Source organism: Rhodococcus sp. IC4_135 (assembly GCF_011602025.1).
GTDB lineage: Bacteria > Actinomycetota > Actinomycetes > Mycobacteriales > Mycobacteriaceae > Rhodococcus_F > Rhodococcus_F baikonurensis.
Genome location: NZ_JAAOLG010000002.1, coordinates 162,455 through 179,363, shown reverse-complemented (window position 1 = coordinate 179,363; position 16,909 = coordinate 162,455). Strand labels below are relative to the sequence as shown.

Sequence of the window (16,909 nt, the reverse complement as noted above, 5' to 3'; positions counted from 1 at the left end):
GTCAGTACTTCAGCAGGTCTGCGTCGTCGACGGATACAGAACGCCGAGATCGGAAGATGATCATGATGATTGCCAGACCGACGACCACTTCGGCCGCAGCGACCACCATCGTGAAGAAGGCGAAGATCTGGCCGTCCAGATTGCCGTGCATGCGCGCGAAGGTCACGAACGCCAGGTTGGCGGCGTTGAGCATCAATTCGATACACATGAACACCACGATGGCGTTGCGGCGCAAGAGGACTCCCGCGGCCCCGATGGTGAACAACAGGACGGACAGATACAGGTAGTTCTCGGGATTCATCGCTGAGACTCCTCACCGGCACTCGGATCCGGGGATCGCGGAGTGAGCGCGCTGCTGACAGAGAGGGTCGAGAACGATCCGTCCGGCAACAAGGCCGGCATGTCCACCGCGTTGTGACGTGCGTACACACCGGGACTCGGGAGTGGAGTGGCGGAGCCCTTTTCGGGATTGCTCTCATCACTGCCCAGGTACGTGAACCGTTGCTGGGAGAGTTCGCGTTGGCTGAGCGTGGCTCCGATCTTCTCCCGGTGCGCAAGCATCATGGCGCCCAGTGTCGCCGTGATCAGTAGAGCTCCGGTCAGTTCGAAGGCCCAGACGTAGCGGATGAAGATGAGATCGGCGAGAGCGTCGATTTTGCCCTGGTCGAGTCCGGTGAAACCGGTGAAGCCCGAGATCGACGCATTTCCGAGTCCGCCGATGAGCAGCAACCCGAAGCCGACGCCGATCACGATCGCGCTGACTCGTTGTCCCCGTAGTGTTTCGACCAAGGAGTCCGAAGAATCGACGCCCACGAGCATCAGGACGAACAAGAACAACATCATCACCGCGCCGGTGTAGACGACGATCTGGACGACACCCAGGAACAGTGCGCCCTGCACGATGTAGAACACGGCCAGGATGATCATCGTCATCGCAAGGAAGAGCGCAGAGTAGACGGCCTTGGGAGCGGCGACGACACCCAAAGCGCTGATCACCGCAAGGGTTCCGAGGATCCAGAATTGCACCGCCTCGCCGGTGGAGGTCGATGTCATCGTTCCCTCCGCCAGGACCGTGGTCGTGACCGCCCCGATCATTTCTCGGTCTCCGGGTTCGTCTCTTGCTCGGGTGCCGCTCGTTCGGGTGCTGCTGCGATGTCGCCGCGGTAGTAGTCGTCCTGAGTTGTGCCGGGACGCAGCGCGTGTGGTGGCGCTGCCATGTCGGGTTTCAGGGGCGCGAGCAGTTGGTCTTTCTCGTAGATCAACCCAGCTCGGTTATCGTCGGCCATTTCGTATTCGTTGGTCATCGTGAGGGCCCGAGTGGGGCAGGCCTCGACGCAGAGGCCGCAGCCGATGCACCGCAGGTAGTTGATCTGATACACCTGCCCGTAGCGCTCACCGGGGGAGAACCGTTCTTCTTCGGTGTTGTCAGCGCCCTCGACGTAGATCGCATCGGCGGGGCAGGCCCAGGCACACAGCTCGCAACCGATGCACTTCTCGAGTCCGTCCGCATACCGGTTGAGTTGATGGCGACCGTGGTATCCGGGCGCGGTGGGGCGCTTCTCCTCCGGATAGAACTCGGTCTCGGGTTTCTTGAACATGGTCGAGAGCGTCACTCCGAAACCCGCGATAGGTCCGAGGAAATCAGGCATGGGAGTCCTCCGATGTGTCGGAAACATCTGTGCGCCGCGGCGGTGGCACGTTCTGACCCGGCAGTTTTCGGGCCGGCAGTGATTGACCTGGGAGCGGTGGAACCGGGAAGCCACCCGACAGACCATCGAAAGGCAGGAGCTCCGAATCGGGCACCGACGAGGCAGTTCGGCGTCGGCCGCGGTAAGTCCCGGCCAACACCGCCAAAAGTCCAGCTCCGAGAACCAGTGCGACGCAGAGGAGTACGAGCCACGTGTTGTAGCCCTCGTTGCGGAACGCACGAACGGTCGCGATCACCATCACCCACACCAAGGCTGCGGGGATCAGAATCTTCCAGCCGAGATTCATGAACTGGTCGTAGCGCAACCGCGGAAGGGTGCTGCGCAACCAGATGAAGACGAAGAGGAAGCCCCACACTTTGGCGACGAACCACAGCACGGGCCACCAACCGGAATTTGCGCCGTCCCACAGGTTGAACGGGAACGGTGCGTGCCACCCGCCCAGAAACAGCGTCGTGGCCAGAGCGGACACCGTCACCATGTTCACGTACTCGGCCAGCATGAACATCGCGAATTTGAGTGAGGAGTACTCGGTGTGGAACCCGCCAACCAGCTCACCTTCGGCCTCGGGAAGGTCGAAAGGGGCTCGGTTGGTTTCGCCGACCATCGCTGTCACGTAGATCAGGAATGAGGGCAGCAGAAGAAAGATGTACCAGGCACCCTGTTGGGCGCTGACGATGCCGGACGTGGACATCGTTCCGGCGTAGAGGAAGACGGCGGCAAAGGACAACCCCATCGCCACCTCGTAGGAGATGACCTGCGCGGTCGATCGAAGTGCGCCCAGTAGTGGATACGTCGATCCCGAAGACCAGCCGGCAAGCACGATGCCGTACACACCGATCGAGGTCACGGCCAGGATGTAGAGAACGCCGACCGGCAGATCGGTCAGTTGCAGAGGTGACCGGGTTCCGAAGATCGACACCTGCGGACCGAACGGAATGACAGCAAACGCCATGAACGCCGGGACGACCGCGATCACGGGCGCGAGCAGATAAATCGGCTTGTCGGCGCCGGTCGGCGTGATGCCTTCCTTGAGGGCGAGCTTGATTCCGTCAGCGAGACTCTGGAGCATTCCGCGGGGGCCGACGCGGTTCGGTCCGACACGCATCTGCATGCGCGCCATCACTTTTCGTTCCGCGTAAATCGCCACCAGCGGGGTGAGTACGAGGAACACGAAGATGGCGAGCGCCTTGCCGATCACCAACCACCATGGGTCGTGCCCGAACGCCGACAGGTCGACCGGCGCAGCGACGCTCTCGTACTCGTGGGCGGTCATTGCGTTCCCGCCTTCGCGATCTTCACGACAGATCCCGCGGTGGCGCAGAGTGTTTCGTAGACGGTGCTACCCGGTGAATTGAGCGGCAACCAGACAGTTCGAGGTGGTAGTTCGGTGATTTCCAACGGCAAAGTGACGGTGCCGGATTCAGTCGACACGGCAACCTGATCACCGTTATCGGCTTCGATCTCGGCGGCGGTCTCGGCCGACAAACGCACGAGGGGGGATCGAGCAGTACCGGCCAGGTTGGGTTCGCCGTCCTGCAAACGACCATTGTCGAGCAACATCCGCCAACTCGACAACACCGCTTCGCCTTGCGCCGGCGACGGCGCGGTTGCTGCCGGTACCTGGGGTGGGGTGGGGCGCGATCCGGACCATGCTCCGAGGCGGTGTATCTCCGCGCGCGCAGAAGCTGCGTCGGGCAGGCCAAGATCGATACCCATCTCGGCCGCGATCGCGTGGAGAACGCGCTGATCGGGCATTACGCCTGTTGTTCTCAATGCCGTGTCGAACACACGCTCGCGGCCTTCCCAGTCGAGGAAGGTTCCGGGCTTCTCGGCGACCGGTGCCACCGGGAAGACGACGTCGGCGAGTTCGGTGACTTCGCTGTGACGGATTTCCAAGCTCACCACGAATCCGGCGGCTTCGATCGCGGCGCGTGCCTTCGCCGGGTTCGGTAGGTCACTCAACTCGACGCCGCCGATCAGTAGCGCAGCAGTCGTCTGCCCCGAATCCAGGAGGCTCGTGGTATCGCGACCGTCGGACGTCGGGATGGGGGCGTCCCACACCGATTCCACCTCTCGACGTGCCATCGCGTCCGCAACGAGGCGTCCACCGGGAAGCAGTCCCGGTAGCGCGCCGGCCTCGACGGCGCCGCGATCACCAGCGCGGCGGGGGACCCAAGCCAGAGAAGCTCCCGTCGCTTCGGCGAGACGGACCGCGGCCGAGAAGCCGCCCGCCACCTCACTGAGTCGTTCGCCCAACAGGATCACCGCACCGGGCCGTCGGAGAAGCTGTCCCTCCGCACTTTCCAGGCGGGCCAACGAATCCATCAGAGCTGCTTCACTTCCGGGAACGGTCCGAAGCAAAGTGCCGCCCATCTTCTGCAGGCCCCGAGTAGCGAATGGCGCGCAGGAGAGCACGGTTGTCTTGCCGAAACGAGCGGCTTTGCGTAGCCGCAGAAAGACGATCGGTGACTCCTCCTCGGGCTCGAGAGCTACCAGCAATGCAGTCGGGGCAGATTCGAGATCCTGGTACGTCACCGACTCTTCGAGCGTGCGGCCCGCGACGTGAGCTGAGAGGAAACCGCTCTCTTCGGCCGAATGAGCACGGATTCGGAAGTCGATGTTGTTGGTAGTGAGAGCAACTCGCGCGAACTTGCTGTAGGCGTAGGCGTCCTCCCTGGTCGAGCGCCCACCGACGAGTACGCCTGCGTCACCGCGGGCCTGCGCGAAGGATCGCGCAACGAGGTCGAGTGCCATGGGCCACGACGCCGGAATCAATTCGCCGTCAGCGTTGCGGATGAGGGGAGTGGTGATCCGGTCACCTTGGGTCGTGTACGTGAAAGCGAAACGGCCCTTGTCGCAGTTCCACTCCTCGTTGACGTCGGGGTCGTCCCCGGCGAGTCGACGAAGAACCTTGCCGCGACGGTGGTCGGTGCGCTGGGCACATCCGTCTGCACAGTGTTCACACACGCTGGGGCTGGACACCAGATCGAACGGTCGCGCCCGGAATCGGTATGCCGTACTGGTGAGCGCACCGACCGGGCAAACCTGGATGGTGTTGCCCGAGAAGTAGGACTCGAAGGGCTCGTTGGCGTAGATCCCGACCTGTTGAAGCGCGCCGCGCTCGAGGAGTTCGATGAACGGGTCGCCGGCGATCTGACTCGAGAATCGCGTGCATCTGGCGCACAGGACACAACGCTCGCGGTCGAGGAGGATCTCGGACGAGAGGGGGATGGGCTTGGGGTAGGTTCTTTTCTCCTCGCCGAACCGGGATTCGGTGCGACCGGTCGACATCGCCTGGTTCTGGAGCGGACACTCGCCGCCCTTGTCGCACACGGGGCAGTCCAGAGGGTGGTTGATGAGCAGGAGTTCCATCACCCCGCGTTGGGCCTTCTCGGCCACAGGCGACGTGAGCTGTGTGGTGACCACCATTCCGTCCGCAACCGGTGTCGTGCAGGACGCCACCGGCTTGCGCTGACCTTCGACTTCCACGATGCACTGACGGCAAGCACCGACCGGATCCAGAAGGGGATGATCGCAGAACCGCGGAATCTGGGTGCCGATCATTTCCGCAGCGCGAATGATCAACGTGCCCTTGGGTACCTGGAGTTCGCGGCCGTCGACGGTAAGAGTGACGAGATCGGTCGGCGGTGCCGCATCGGCTCCGGTGGTGGCATTCGTGGTGGCGTCGGCTGCAGTCATGAGACGAACGCTCCTGTCGCGAGTACGGACCGGCGAGGATCGAACGGGCATCCGTTGCCGTCGAAATGCGCTACGTATTCCTCACGGAAGTACTTCAGGGAGGACATGATCGGGCTGGTCGCTCCGTCACCCAACGCACAGAAGGACTTTCCGAGGATCGTGTCGGAGATGTCGAGAAGTTTGGTGAGATCGGCTTCGGTTCCTGTTCCACCTTCGAGTCGCCGCAGGATCTGCACCAGCCAGTACGTACCTTCGCGGCACGGCGTGCACTTGCCGCAGGATTCGTGGGCGTAGAACTCGGTCCATCGCAACACTGCGCGCACGATGCAGGTTGTGTCGTCGAATATCTGCAGTGCCTTGGTGCCCAGCATCGATCCCGCGGCGCCGACGCCCTCGTAGTCGAGTGGTACATCGAGATGTTCCTCGGTGAAGATCGGCGTCGACGATCCGCCGGGAGTCCAGAATTTGAGTGTGTGTCCAGCGCGAACCCCGCCTGCGTATTCGAGCAGCTCGCGCAGAGTGATCCCGAGTTCAGCCTCGTACTGGCCGGGCGTGGTGACATGGCCCGAGAGCGAATACAGCGTGAATCCCGGTGACTTCTCAGATCCCATCGACCGGAACCACTCCGGGCCGCCCAGGACGATCGACGGAACACTCGCGATGGACTCGACGTTGTTGACCACGGTCGGGCAGGCATAGAGACCGGCGACAGCGGGGAACGGCGGCCGCAGTCGAGGCTGACCGCGTCGTCCCTCCAACGAATCGAGGAGGGCCGTCTCTTCCCCACAGATATAGGCGCCGGCTCCGGCATGGACGACGAGATCCAGATCGAAACCCGAACCGAGAACGTTGCGGCCCAGATATCCGGCCGCGTAAGCCTCGGCGACGGCGGTCTGCAGGCGTCGCAGAACCGGGACAACCTCGCCTCTGACGTAGATGAACGCCTTCGCTGCTCGAATTGCGTACGCCGCGATGATGACGCCCTCCACCAACGTGTGGGGAGTCGCCATCATCAAGGGCATGTCCTTGCATGTGCCCGGCTCGGACTCGTCGGCGTTGACGACGAGGTAATGCGGCTTTCCGTCTCCGGGCTTGTCTGCAGAGGTCTGCGGGATGAAGCTCCACTTGAGGCCTGTCGGGAACCCGGCGCCGCCGCGCCCCCGAAGGCCCGCGTCCTTGACCGTCTCGATCACGGCATCGGGGGAGCCGTCGAGCGCTTTGCGTAGGGCCTGATAACCGTCGTGACGCAGGTAGCTGTCGAGGGTCCACGAATTCGGTTGATCCCAATAGCGACTCAGGACGGGGGCGAGTGTCATGTCACTTCCCTTCACCGGGAGTGTCGGCCGCGGAGGCCGACCCGGGTGGGTTGTCGTCGTGAGATCGGCTGATACGTAGTCCGGCAAGAGTTGCCCCGCCGATGGTTTGTGCTTCGACTGCTTCGATTCTCGTATCCGGGAAACCGGCCAAGGTGCGCGCGGTCTGTCGGAACGAACACAGTGTGGCACCGCGACTGGGAGTCACGCGCTCTCCTGCGCGGAGCGCATCGACAAGTGAGCGCGCCGATTCCGGAGTCTGGTTGTCGAAGAACTCCCAGTTGATCATCACGACGGGGGCGTAGTCGCACGCCGCATTGCACTCGATGTGTTCGAGGGTGATCTTGCCGTCGGACGTCGAGATGGAGTGTCCGCCTTCGTCTCTGGAACCTGTCGAGCCCAGGTGCTCTTCGAGTGCCGCGAGGATGTCGTCTCCGCCCATGATCGCGCACAGCGTGTTGGTGCAGACTCCGACCAGATACTCACCCGTCGGCCCCCGGCGATACATGGAGTAGAAGGTGCAAACGGCGGCGACCTCGGCGCCCGTCAAACCCAGCTTGGCACTGCAGAAATCGATCCCGGCCGGGGTGATGTAACCGTCCTCGGACTGCACGAGATGAAGGAGTGGCAGGAGGGCGGATCGACTGGTGGTCGCGGCGGCGTCAGGCTCACGGTAACGAGCGACCAGGGTTTCGGCGTCGGCGTCGAGTCGGGCGAGGACGTCGGGTGGATAGCTCGATCGTGCGCCAGGACGTACCAGTTGCGTGGGCTCCTCCGGGCGCGGCCCGAGTTCGATGAACACCCGTGACGAGCCGTTCGGGCCGGTCATCGGTCCACTCCGCCCATGACGGGATCGATACTGGCAACCGAGGCGATCACGTCGGACACCATGCCTCCCTCACACATCGCCGCCACCGCTTGAAGGTTGGTGAATGACGGATCCCGGAAATGGACGCGGTACGGCCGGGTTCCCCCGTCGCTGACCATGTGCACCCCCAGCTCTCCACGTGGAGACTCGACGGCGACGTACACCTGACCGGGCGGCACGCGGATACCCTCGGTGACCAGTTTGAAATGGTGAATGAGACCTTCCATGGAGGATTCCATGATCTTGGCGATGTGCTTCTGCGAGTTGCCGAGGCCATCCGGTCCGACGGCGAGGTCGGCAGGCCAGGCGATCTTTCTGTCTTCCACCATGACCGGCCCGGGTTGGAGCTTGTCGAGGCACTGCTCGACGATCTTGAGGGACTCCTTCATCTCCTCGACGCGGATGACGTATCTTCCGTAGCAATCCGATCCGTCGTGCGTCACGACGTCGAACTCGTAGTTCTCGTAGCCGCAGTAGGGCTGCGCTCGACGCTGATCGTGGGGGAGACCCGTGGCGCGAAGGACCGGTCCTGTCACCCCGAGCGCCATACAGCCGGTCAGATCGAGATATCCGATTCCCTGGGTGCGGGCCTTCCAGATGGAGTTGTCGCTGAGCATCAGTTCGACGTCACGCAACCGCTTCGGTAGGACTTTCAACAGGTGTCGAATCTTCGCGACCGACCCGTCGGGTAGATCTTGAGCGAGACCGCCCGGCCTGATGTAGGCGTGATTCATCCGCAGTCCGGTGATCGTCTCGAACACGTCCAGAATCAATTCGCGTTCGCGGAATCCGAACAGCATCGCCGTCACGGCGCCCAGTTCCATCCCGCCGGTCGCCAGGGCGACAAGATGTGACGAGATCCGATTGAGTTCCATCATCATCACGCGAATGACGGTGGCTCGCTCGGGAATGTCGTCGGTGATGTCGAGAAGTTTCTCGACCCCGAGGCAGTACGCGGTTTCGTTGAAGAACGGTGACAGGTAGTCCATTCGAGTAACGAAAGTGACGCCCTGCGTCCAGTTCCGGAATTCGAGATTCTTCTCGATTCCGGTGTGCAGGTATCCGATTCCACATCGAGCTTCCACGACCGTCTCACCCTCGATTTCGAGAATGAGGCGCAAGACCCCGTGAGTGGACGGATGCTGCGGACCCATGTTGACCACGATCCGTTCGGCCTCGCCGGTTCGCTGGCGGGCGGCCGCGGTGACTATGTCGTCCCAGTCCTGTCCCGATGCTGTGACGACGGTTTCCGTCGCGGCACCGGAGTTGGTTCCTGTCGTCTCGTTCATCAGTTGTACGACCTACGCTCGTCGGGAGGCGGAGTCTGGGCGCCCTTGTACTCGACCGGGATACCGCCGAGCGGATAATCCTTCCTCTGTGGGTGCCCCTTCCAGTCGTCTGGCATCTCGATGCGGGTGAGGGCCGGATGACCGTCGAAGACGATCCCGAAGAAGTCGTACGTCTCGCGTTCATGCCAGTCATTGGTCGGGTAGATCCCGACGATCGACGGAATATGCGGATCGGAATCCGGCACAGATACTTCCAGCCTGATTCGGCGGTTGTGCGTGATAGAGGCAAGTGGATACACGGCGTGCAGTTCACGACCGGTGTCCTGCGGGTAATGCACTCCGTCGACACCCAGGCAGAGCTCGAAGCGAAGATCCGGTTCGTCGCGCAGTCTGCGCGCAACCTGCGGCAGGTGGGAGCGTTCGACGTGCAGCGTCATCTCGTCTCGAAAGATCACTACTCGCTCGACTGCATCGGTGAAAGTGCCACCCGCGCTGCTCAATGCCGCGTCCAAGGAATCCGCGACTGCATCGAAATATCCGCCGAAAGGTCGAGAAGCCTTGTCCTCCAGAGAGATCGGAGGGGCGAGCCTGCTGTAGCCCGAAGTGTCGCCAGTTCCGCGGACCCCGAACATCCCTCTCGCGCCGGTGTTACCCGAGGTCATCGCAGAAGCCCCTTCATATCGATCGTGGGGGTGGATGCCAGTGCGGCGCGCTCGGCTGCCGCGCGTGCCTCTTCCCGGTTCACGCCGAGGGGCATCTCCTGGATCTTTCGGTGCAGTTCGATGATCGCGTTCAGGAGCATCTCCGGCCGCGGCGGACAGCCGGGCAGGTAGATGTCGACCGGCACGATGTGGTCGACGCCCTGAACCACTGCATAGTTGTTGAACATTCCGCCGGACGACGCGCACACACCCATGGCCAGAACCCATTTCGGCTCGGCCATCTGGTCGTAGACCTGACGAAGTACCGGGCCCATCTTTTGACTGACCCGCCCGGCCACGATCAGAAGATCTGCCTGTCGCGGCGACGCGCGGAAGGCCTCCATGCCGAACCGCGCCAGGTCGAAGCGGCCGGATGTGGTTGCCATCATCTCGATGGCGCAGCACGCGAGCCCGAAGGTGGCAGGCCACAGTGAACCTTTGCGGACATAACCTGCAAGGCCCTCGACCGTGGTCAGTAGAAATCCGCTGGGGAGCTTTTCTTCGAGACCCATATCCGACTCTTTTCAGTCGTAACAGCTTCGGTGTGACCGGTTTTGTCTGACTTCTTTGTGTTGATCGTCTACTCGTCCAGCTAGTCCCAACCGAGACCGCCTCGTCGCCATTCGTATGCGTATGCGACCGAAACGTTGACTATGAAAAGGCCCATGGCCGCTAGACCGAACAAGCCGAGCGAATCGAAATGCACGGCCCACGGATAGAGGAAGACGATCTCGATGTCGAAAATGATGAACAGCATCGCCGTCAGATAGAACTTGACGGGAAACCGTCCGCCACCAGCGGTGCGGGGTGCCGGTTCGATTCCGCATTCGTACGCTTCGAGCTTTGCCCTGTTGTACCGCTTCGGGCCGACCACGGACGCGAGAACAACCGACACCACGGCGAAGGCCATCGCGATGACCCCGAGAACGAGAATGGGGATGTAAGCGTTCATGTCACCCGAACTCCTCTCCGCTGTGCGGATGTCCGCCTAGCCCGAAGGTGCCGTTAACCCGAAGGTGCCGTTAACCCGAAGGTGCCGTTCGAATTCGATACTGCCAGCAATTCACCACTTATGTGACCTGCGACACCCACACTAGGGGAGGCCTCCGACATTGGGTTGATTTTCGAGGTGCCGAGTTTCGCTCGCGAAAGCCCGAAGTAGTCGGCGCCGCAACGAATCACCGCTGCAACGGGTGCTCACCGGCTCAGTTGCCGACGCAGAAGCGCGATGACGGCGGAAGAGAGTTCAATCGGATCTATCGGCTGCGGCACTGAGGCTTCCGCTCTGGACCACGACGCCAGCCACGCGTCGTCGGGTCGACCGGTCAGTACGAGGACAGGTGGACAGTCGACGATCTCGTCCTTGAGTTGTTTCGCGACGCCCATGCCGCCCGCCGGACTCGCCTCACCGTCGAGGATGGCGAGATCGATTCCGCCGGCATCAAGCTTGTCGACGACGATCGGCGCCGTCGCGACCTCGACGTAGTCGATGGTGGGCATCGAAGGATGTGGGCGCTCTCCGAGAGCGAGCCGAACTTGCTCGCGCGTGTGTGCGTCGTCGCTGTAGACGAGGATGCGCACGGGTGCCATGGAGTTGGGCTCTGCGGTCTCGGCGGACACGCGGCCGACGTTACTCCGGGCGGTCACCGGCTACCGGCGAATGTTCGACATCGGCAAGAACTTCCGAGAAATCGCAGCTCGGCTTCACAGCGAACGGCCCCTACCCGGCGATGAACGCCGAAGTAAGGGCCGCCTGAATTGCGTGTGTGCTCAGAAGTTTTCGACGAACTTCGTCAGGCCCTTGCTTGCCGTTTCCAGGGCCGTCTTCTGCGCCTTCTTCACCAGGAAACCGGGCAGCGGAATCTTGGGATCGATGGTCAGTTCGAAGGTGACCTTGGTTCCACTGTCGGTGGGCGTCAAGACGTACGAGCCGTCCTGCTGGTTCTGCTGGCCGCTCTCGACAAGGGTCCAGGTCACCTTCTCGTCGCCCTCGAAGGCGTAGTCGACTACCTGCTCGTCGTTGATTCCGAGAATGGACACGGCCATGCGAACGCGATGCGGGCGTCCGTCGTCGTGGGTGCTCTCGATGGTGATCTTCTTGTGCGCAGACGACCACTCCGGCAGTCGATCGACCGCGGCGACGGCCTGCATCACCGTCGCCGGATCAGCCTTGATCTCGAATTCCTTGACGCCCGAAACGGCCATGAACGTGCTCCTTCTCGCCTTGCGGCAACGGTTCGTGATTACTGCAGTTGCGCAATTAGATCATTCGGCGATCGGGGTGGCGTCGAACTAGTCCATGCCGTTCTTGCGCATCTGGTCCCGCAACGCGCCCTGAACGGCTTGTGAAACCCACGAGTTGAGGGAAACTCCGTTCTGATTGGCTGCCTCCTCGGCGCGGGCTTTGATCTGCTCCATCATCCTCAACGTCACTCGGCTGATATCTCCGCTGACGTCGTCGAACGAGTAGGGGGAGTCCTTCTTCTCGTCGCCTGCTTTCTCGTCTGTGCCCTCGCCGTCGACCGGATTCGTCGGGCGGACGACGTCGGTCACGATCTCGTTGCCGTCGAGATTGACTCTGACCTCGCGGCCGTCGAGTTTGGTCCCGATCTCCTTGGCCAACTCCGTCGCCGCGGCCAACAAGACCAGGCGGACCGAGGGTTCGATGGCGGCGGACAACGACGCCGCAATCCGGCGCGTGTGATCGTCGCCGAGTTCGGCTGCGGTGACGAGGTCATTCTGCAGCTTTGCGGTGTACTCCGAAATGTCCATGACACCAGAGTGACGTCAAAAGTGACGTCAGTCAAGGACATGGTGACGTCACGCGATCTCGGGGGTGGGCGACCGCTATAGAGTTGCCCAGCACCTGAGGCGAACGGCGCCCAGGTTTTGTGCTTGTCGGTTTGTGCTTGCGAGGAGTGGGTTGTGCCGAACACGGTGTCGCTGAAAGTGCAGTTGGTGGCGAAGTCCGAGTTCTTCCCGCCCGAGGACATTCCGTGGGAGACGGACGCGGATGGCGGCGAAGCACTCGTCGAGTTCTCCGGCCGAGCCTGCTACCAGAGTTGGTCCAAACCGAATCCGCGAACGGCAACGAACGCCGGATACTTACGGCATCTGCTCGAGGTCGGGCACGTCTCGGTGCTCGAGCATGCAACCGTGAGCTTCTACATCACCGGTATCTCGCGCTCGTGCACTCACGAATTGATTCGTCACCGGCACTTCTCGTACTCGCAACTCTCGCAGCGATTCGTCCGCGAGAATGATGCGAACGTCGTTGTGCCTCCCGCCGTCGAAGGTGATCCCGAGCTCGAAGCACTGTTTCTGTCTGCCACCGACGAGAGCCGTCGAGCGTACGGCGAGCTGCTGACCGCCCTCGAGGGGAAATTGCAATCAGTGCCCGGTGCCCCGATGCGGGGGAAGCAAGCCAGGCAAGCCGCGCGCTCGGTGCTGCCCAACGCAACCGAGACGCGCTTGGTCGTGACGGGGAACTATCGGGCATGGCGGCACTTCGTCGAGATGCGCGCCACCGAACATGCCGACGTCGAGATCCGGCGAGTCGCGGTCGAGTGCCTACGTCAGCTTCGCGACGTCGCGCCAAATGTGTTCGGGGACTACGAGATTCTCCGCGGAAGCGACGGATCGGAAATCGCCGTCAGCGCATTTGCGGCCGAGTCGTGACTCGTGTGCAGAAGTAAGAGCTGAACCGGGTAACCTTCTGACCATGACCTACGGTGATTCCGCTTCTCTTGTCGAGCGTCCGTTCGGCACCATTTCCGTTGCGATGGTGACCCCGTTCACTGCCGACGGGAAGTTGGACGTCGACGCGGGAGTGCGCCTCGCAGCCCATCTCGTCGACAACGGCTGCGACGGCCTTGTTCTTGCCGGTACCACCGGTGAGTCTCCCACCACCACCGAGTCCGAGAAGCTCGACCTGCTCCGCGCTGTGATCGACGCCGTCGGCAACCGCGCCAAGATCGTCGCAGGCGCCGGCAGTAACGACACCGCGCACAGCGTCGAACTCGCCCGTGATGCGGCCCGCGCCGGCGCGCACGGTCTGCTCGTCGTCACCCCGTACTACTCGCGTCCGCCCCAAGCCGGACTCTTTGCGCACTTCACTGCCGTCGCCAACGCGACCGACCTGCCCGTCATGTTGTACGACATTCCGCCCCGCTCCGTCGTTCCCATCGAGACCGAGACGATCCGCCGACTCGCCGAGCACCCGCGAATCAAGGCCGTCAAGGATGCCAAGGGAGACCTCAACGCCGGCGCAGAGTTGATCGGCACCACCGAGCTTCAGTTCTTCTCCGGTGACGACCCCCTGAACCTGCCGTGGCTCGCTGTCGGTGCTACCGGCTTCGTCAGTGTCATCGGCCACCTTGTTCCGGGTCGCCTCCGTGACCTTCACACCGCGTTCGTGTCCGGCGACATCGCCCGCGCACGCGAGATAAACCTCAGTTTGATCCCTGTGATTCGTTCCGTTGCCCGCCTCGGCGGTGTCAGCGCTTCGAAGGCGGGTCTGCGACTCATCGGAATCGATGTCGGAGAACCACGCCTTCCGCAGGTTGCACCCACTAAAGAGCAGATCGACGGTCTTGCCGCCGATCTGCATGCGGCAGGAGTTTTGTAAATGACCCGTCCCCCCCGACGTCGTAGTGCCAGTCGTCAAGCCGGTCCGCCTTCGCCTCCGGCTCCCGAAACGGCCGCGAAGGCCGCGCCGGTAGAGGCACCAGCTGCGCCGGCGGCAGAAGCGGCCCCCGCCGCAGCCGCCCCGCCCAAGAAGGCCGCAGCAAGCAAGTCTGCACCAGCCAAGTCCGCAGCCTCCAAATCTGCTGCGCCGAAGAAGTCGGCCGAAGACAGGTCGCCCCGCAAATCTTCCGGCGGTAACCGTCCGGCAGCGTCGAAGACGGGCAACGGACGCGGAAACAAGCGCCCCGAGAACCGTCCGGCCGTCGATCCGACGGGTCGCCTCGGAACACCCCCGAAGGCACCGGCATCGGGTCTGCGCATCGTCGCTCTGGGTGGCATCGGCGAAATCGGTCGCAACATGACGGTGTTCGAGCACCGCGGCAAGCTGCTGATCGTCGACTGCGGTGTGCTGTTCCCCGAGGACCAGCAGCCCGGCGTCGACCTGATCCTCCCGGACTTCCGCTACATCGAAGACCGTATGGACGACGTCGAAGCCGTCATCTTGACTCACGGACACGAGGACCACATCGGTGCTCTGCCGTTCTTGCTGCGCCTGCGTGCGGACATTCCGGTCATCGGCGCGAAGTTCACTCTCGCCCTGGTTGCCGCCAAGTGCCGCGAGCATCGCCTGCGTCCGAACCTCGTCGAGGTCGTCGAGGGAAACACGACCACCCACGGCCCGTTCGACTGCGAGTACTTCGCGGTCAACCACTCGATTCCCGACGCTCTCGCGATCGCGATTCGCACCGACGCCGGCGTTGTCCTGCACACCGGTGACATCAAGCTCGATCAGCTGCCTCTCGACGGCCGCCTGACCGACCTCGCCGGATTCTCCCGCCTGGGCGACGAGGGCGTCGACCTGTTCCTCGTCGACTCGACCAACGCCGAGGTTCCGGGATTCGTCACCCCCGAGCGCGAAATCGGGGGAGTGCTCGACAACGTCATCGGCAAGGCGAAGCAGCGTGTCATCGTGGCGTCGTTCGCCAGCCACGTGCACCGCATCCAGCAGGTCGTCGACGTTGCTGCTCGGTACAACCGCCGCATCGTCTTCGTCGGCCGCTCGATGGTCCGCAACATGCAGATCGCACAGGATCTCGGCTACCTCACGGTGCCCGACGGCCTGGTCGTCGACATCGACACCGCCGCCACCCTTCCCGACGATCGCCTCGTTCTCATCTCCACGGGTTCGCAGGGTGAGCCGTTGGCTGCGCTCTCGCGGATGGCTCGCGGCGAACATCGCCAGATCAACATCCGCGCCAACGACCTGGTCGTTCTCGCGTCGTCGCTGATCCCGGGCAACGAGAACTCCGTTTTCGCCGTGGTCAACGGTTTGGCCAAGCGTGGTGCCACCGTCGTGACTCAGCAGAGCGCCAAGGTTCACGTCTCGGGCCACGCGTCCGCCGGTGAGTTGCTGTACCTCTACAACGCGGTTCGGCCCACCAACGCCATGCCTGTTCACGGCGAATGGCGTCACCTGCGTGCGAACGCAGCGCTCGCCAAGGCAACCGGCGTTCCGGAAGAGCGCATCGTGCTGGCCGAGGACGGCGTGGTGGTCGACATGGTCGACGGCCTCGCCGAGATCGTCGGACGCGTACCGGTCGGACACGTCTACGTCGACGGTCTCTCCGTCGGTGACGTCGGTGAGCCGACGCTGTCCGATCGCCTCGTGCTCGGTGAGGGCGGCTTCATCGCCATCACCATCGTCATCAACGAGTCGACAGGCCGCGCGGTCAGTACTCCCGAGGTGTCCGGTCGCGGGTTCTCCGACGATCCGACGGCACTCAAGGACGCCGCGGATCTCGTGGAATCGGACCTGGCACGCCTGGCGAGCGAAGGCGTCATCGACGCTCATCGCATCGCTCAGTCCGTGCGCCGCGTCGTCGGACGTTGGGTCGCGGACAAGTACCGTCGCCGTCCGATGATCATCCCGACGGTCATCGCGGTTCCGTAGATTCGGCACAGCAGGTCGCTTACGCTCGAACCCGGTCCGGTTCGAGTACTTTGGCGAAGGTGACCTTCGCTCATGACGAACGACTCGCCCTGGTGGACAGCATGGTCGAATTCGGCCCCGATGCACCGACACTGTGTGGGGAGTGGACCAATCGCGACCTGGCAGCACACTTGATCGTCCGGGAGCGGCGTCTCGACGCCGCTCCCGGAATCATGTTGAGCCCTCTTGCCGGACACACCGAGAGCGTGCGAAAGTCCGCAGCGGCGCGTCCGTGGGAGGAAATCCTCGACGACGTTCGGAGTGGGCCGCCGCGGTGGTCGCCGATGTACTGGCTCGACGCGCAGGTGAACACCACGGAGATGTTCGTCCACCACGAAGATGTACGACGCGCACACCTGAACTGGGCGCCGCGTCCGTTGTCGGAGGGTCGGCAGGCTCAGCTGTGGAAGTACGCACGACAGGTCGGCAAGATGGGCTACCGCAAGGCCGCTGTCGAGGTAATTTTCGAACTTCCCTCCGGCGAGAGTGCGGTCGTCCACAAATCCGGCTCACGCAGTGTTGTTCTACAAGGTGAACCCGCCGAGTTGTTACTGCACGCTTTCGGTCGCAACGAAGTGCAGATCGAAGCCAAAGGTGAACTGGCCGACGTTCAATCTGTGATGGCGCTCGATCGCAGTTTCTGATTGCCCTTTC

18 protein-coding genes are annotated in these 16,909 nt (G+C 62.9%); 4 read left to right on the top strand and 14 right to left on the bottom strand.

Features of this window, described 5'->3' with window-relative positions; translation table 11 throughout:
• Position 1 precedes the first annotated feature (1 nt).
• The 14 genes from nuoK to G8767_RS05610 all read right to left on the bottom strand — a co-directional run bounded on the left by nuoK (position 2) and on the right by G8767_RS05610 (position 12,351).
• Positions 2 to 301, bottom strand: coding sequence for an NADH-quinone oxidoreductase subunit NuoK (nuoK, locus tag G8767_RS05675; RefSeq protein ID WP_003942238.1), 300 nt, complete (start codon positions 299 to 301; stop codon positions 2 to 4).
• Positions 298 to 1,095, bottom strand: coding sequence for an NADH-quinone oxidoreductase subunit J (locus G8767_RS05670; RefSeq protein WP_166809575.1), 798 nt, complete (start codon positions 1,093 to 1,095; stop codon positions 298 to 300). The genes nuoK and G8767_RS05670 overlap by 4 nt, the downstream gene beginning before the upstream one ends.
• The gene (nuoI, locus tag G8767_RS05665) at positions 1,092 to 1,649 is read right to left on the bottom strand and encodes an NADH-quinone oxidoreductase subunit NuoI (protein WP_095970594.1); all 558 of its coding nucleotides are present in this window, start codon (positions 1,647 to 1,649) and stop codon (positions 1,092 to 1,094) included. Before nuoI ends, G8767_RS05670 begins: the two co-directional genes overlap by 4 nt.
• Positions 1,642 to 2,982, bottom strand: coding sequence for an NADH-quinone oxidoreductase subunit NuoH (gene nuoH / locus G8767_RS05660; RefSeq protein ID WP_095970593.1), 1,341 nt, complete (start codon positions 2,980 to 2,982; stop codon positions 1,642 to 1,644). The genes nuoI and nuoH overlap by 8 nt, the downstream gene beginning before the upstream one ends.
• Positions 2,979 to 5,408: an NADH-quinone oxidoreductase subunit G gene (locus tag G8767_RS05655; protein ID WP_166809574.1), complete on the bottom strand. Its 2,430-nt coding sequence runs from the start codon at positions 5,406 to 5,408 to the stop codon at positions 2,979 to 2,981. The genes nuoH and G8767_RS05655 overlap by 4 nt, the downstream gene beginning before the upstream one ends.
• A complete protein-coding gene (nuoF, locus tag G8767_RS05650; RefSeq protein ID WP_124569765.1) occupies positions 5,405 to 6,724 on the bottom strand; it encodes an NADH-quinone oxidoreductase subunit NuoF in 1,320 nt (439 codons plus the stop codon). Before nuoF ends, G8767_RS05655 begins: the two co-directional genes overlap by 4 nt.
• Before the next feature lies 1 nt (position 6,725).
• On the bottom strand, positions 6,726 to 7,550 hold the full coding sequence (gene nuoE, locus G8767_RS05645) for an NADH-quinone oxidoreductase subunit NuoE (protein WP_166809573.1): 825 nt from the start codon (positions 7,548 to 7,550) through the stop codon (positions 6,726 to 6,728).
• Positions 7,547 to 8,878 (bottom strand): NADH dehydrogenase (quinone) subunit D, encoded by a 1,332-nt coding sequence (gene nuoD, locus G8767_RS05640; RefSeq protein ID WP_095970589.1) that lies wholly within the window; start codon positions 8,876 to 8,878, stop codon positions 7,547 to 7,549. The genes nuoE and nuoD overlap by 4 nt, the downstream gene beginning before the upstream one ends.
• Complete coding sequence (locus G8767_RS05635; RefSeq protein ID WP_095970588.1) at positions 8,878 to 9,540, bottom strand: NADH-quinone oxidoreductase subunit C; 663 nt, start codon at positions 9,538 to 9,540, stop codon at positions 8,878 to 8,880. Before G8767_RS05635 ends, nuoD begins: the two co-directional genes overlap by 1 nt.
• The gene (locus tag G8767_RS05630; RefSeq protein WP_095970587.1) at positions 9,537 to 10,091 is read right to left on the bottom strand and encodes an NADH-quinone oxidoreductase subunit B; all 555 of its coding nucleotides are present in this window, start codon (positions 10,089 to 10,091) and stop codon (positions 9,537 to 9,539) included. The genes G8767_RS05635 and G8767_RS05630 overlap by 4 nt, the downstream gene beginning before the upstream one ends.
• 80 nt (positions 10,092 to 10,171) lie before the next feature.
• Positions 10,172 to 10,531, bottom strand: a complete 360-nt coding sequence (locus G8767_RS05625; protein ID WP_003942165.1) for an NADH-quinone oxidoreductase subunit A — start codon at positions 10,529 to 10,531, stop codon at positions 10,172 to 10,174.
• Between the two features lie 245 nt (positions 10,532 to 10,776).
• Entirely contained in the window at positions 10,777 to 11,169 is a 393-nt protein-coding gene (locus G8767_RS05620) for a response regulator transcription factor (protein ID WP_166809796.1), read from the bottom strand.
• Between the two features lie 180 nt (positions 11,170 to 11,349).
• Positions 11,350 to 11,784, bottom strand: coding sequence for an SRPBCC family protein (locus G8767_RS05615; RefSeq protein WP_166809572.1), 435 nt, complete (start codon positions 11,782 to 11,784; stop codon positions 11,350 to 11,352).
• An 87-nt stretch (positions 11,785 to 11,871) separates the two neighbouring features.
• Positions 11,872 to 12,351, bottom strand: coding sequence for a toxin-antitoxin system HicB family antitoxin (locus G8767_RS05610; protein WP_166809571.1), 480 nt, complete (start codon positions 12,349 to 12,351; stop codon positions 11,872 to 11,874).
• Positions 12,352 to 12,504: 153 nt separating this feature from the next.
• Here G8767_RS05610 and thyX point away from each other — a divergent pair, with 153 nt between their 5' ends.
• The 4 genes from thyX to G8767_RS05590 are packed head-to-tail and all read left to right on the top strand — an operon-like array spanning position 12,505 to position 16,899.
• Positions 12,505 to 13,257 carry an FAD-dependent thymidylate synthase gene (thyX, locus tag G8767_RS05605; protein WP_095970584.1) on the top strand — a complete coding sequence of 251 codons (753 nt, stop codon included), beginning with the start codon at positions 12,505 to 12,507 and terminating at the stop codon, positions 13,255 to 13,257.
• Between the two features lie 43 nt (positions 13,258 to 13,300).
• Positions 13,301 to 14,206 carry a 4-hydroxy-tetrahydrodipicolinate synthase gene (gene dapA / locus G8767_RS05600; protein WP_003942142.1) on the top strand — a complete coding sequence of 302 codons (906 nt, stop codon included), beginning with the start codon at positions 13,301 to 13,303 and terminating at the stop codon, positions 14,204 to 14,206.
• Positions 14,207 to 16,216 (top strand): ribonuclease J, encoded by a 2,010-nt coding sequence (locus G8767_RS05595; protein ID WP_095970583.1) that lies wholly within the window; start codon positions 14,207 to 14,209, stop codon positions 16,214 to 16,216.
• Positions 16,217 to 16,275: 59 nt separating this feature from the next.
• The gene (locus G8767_RS05590) at positions 16,276 to 16,899 is read left to right on the top strand and encodes a TIGR03085 family metal-binding protein (protein WP_095970582.1); all 624 of its coding nucleotides are present in this window, start codon (positions 16,276 to 16,278) and stop codon (positions 16,897 to 16,899) included.
• The last annotated feature ends 10 nt before the right edge of the window (positions 16,900 to 16,909 follow it).

Coding starts and splice junctions, on each gene's coding strand:
- nuoK (WP_003942238.1), bottom strand. CDS start 301: ATGAATCCCGAGAACTACCTGTATCTGTCCGTCCTGTTGTTCACCATC.
- G8767_RS05670 (WP_166809575.1), bottom strand. CDS start 1,095: ATGATCGGGGCGGTCACGACCACGGTCCTGGCGGAGGGAACGATGACA.
- nuoI (WP_095970594.1), bottom strand. CDS start 1,649: ATGCCTGATTTCCTCGGACCTATCGCGGGTTTCGGAGTGACGCTCTCG.
- nuoH (WP_095970593.1), bottom strand. CDS start 2,982: ATGACCGCCCACGAGTACGAGAGCGTCGCTGCGCCGGTCGACCTGTCG.
- G8767_RS05655 (WP_166809574.1), bottom strand. CDS start 5,408: ATGACTGCAGCCGACGCCACCACGAATGCCACCACCGGAGCCGATGCG.
- nuoF (WP_124569765.1), bottom strand. CDS start 6,724: ATGACACTCGCCCCCGTCCTGAGTCGCTATTGGGATCAACCGAATTCG.
- nuoE (WP_166809573.1), bottom strand. CDS start 7,550: ATGACCGGCCCGAACGGCTCGTCACGGGTGTTCATCGAACTCGGGCCG.
- nuoD (WP_095970589.1), bottom strand. CDS start 8,878: ATGAACGAGACGACAGGAACCAACTCCGGTGCCGCGACGGAAACCGTC.
- G8767_RS05635 (WP_095970588.1), bottom strand. CDS start 9,540: ATGACCTCGGGTAACACCGGCGCGAGAGGGATGTTCGGGGTCCGCGGA.
- G8767_RS05630 (WP_095970587.1), bottom strand. CDS start 10,091: ATGGGTCTCGAAGAAAAGCTCCCCAGCGGATTTCTACTGACCACGGTC.
- G8767_RS05625 (WP_003942165.1), bottom strand. CDS start 10,531: ATGAACGCTTACATCCCCATTCTCGTTCTCGGGGTCATCGCGATGGCC.
- G8767_RS05620 (WP_166809796.1), bottom strand. CDS start 11,169: ATGGCACCCGTGCGCATCCTCGTCTACAGCGACGACGCACACACGCGC.
- G8767_RS05615 (WP_166809572.1), bottom strand. CDS start 11,784: ATGGCCGTTTCGGGCGTCAAGGAATTCGAGATCAAGGCTGATCCGGCG.
- G8767_RS05610 (WP_166809571.1), bottom strand. CDS start 12,351: ATGGACATTTCGGAGTACACCGCAAAGCTGCAGAATGACCTCGTCACC.
- dapA (WP_003942142.1), top strand. CDS start 13,301: ATGACCTACGGTGATTCCGCTTCTCTTGTCGAGCGTCCGTTCGGCACC.
- G8767_RS05595 (WP_095970583.1), top strand. CDS start 14,207: ATGACCCGTCCCCCCCGACGTCGTAGTGCCAGTCGTCAAGCCGGTCCG.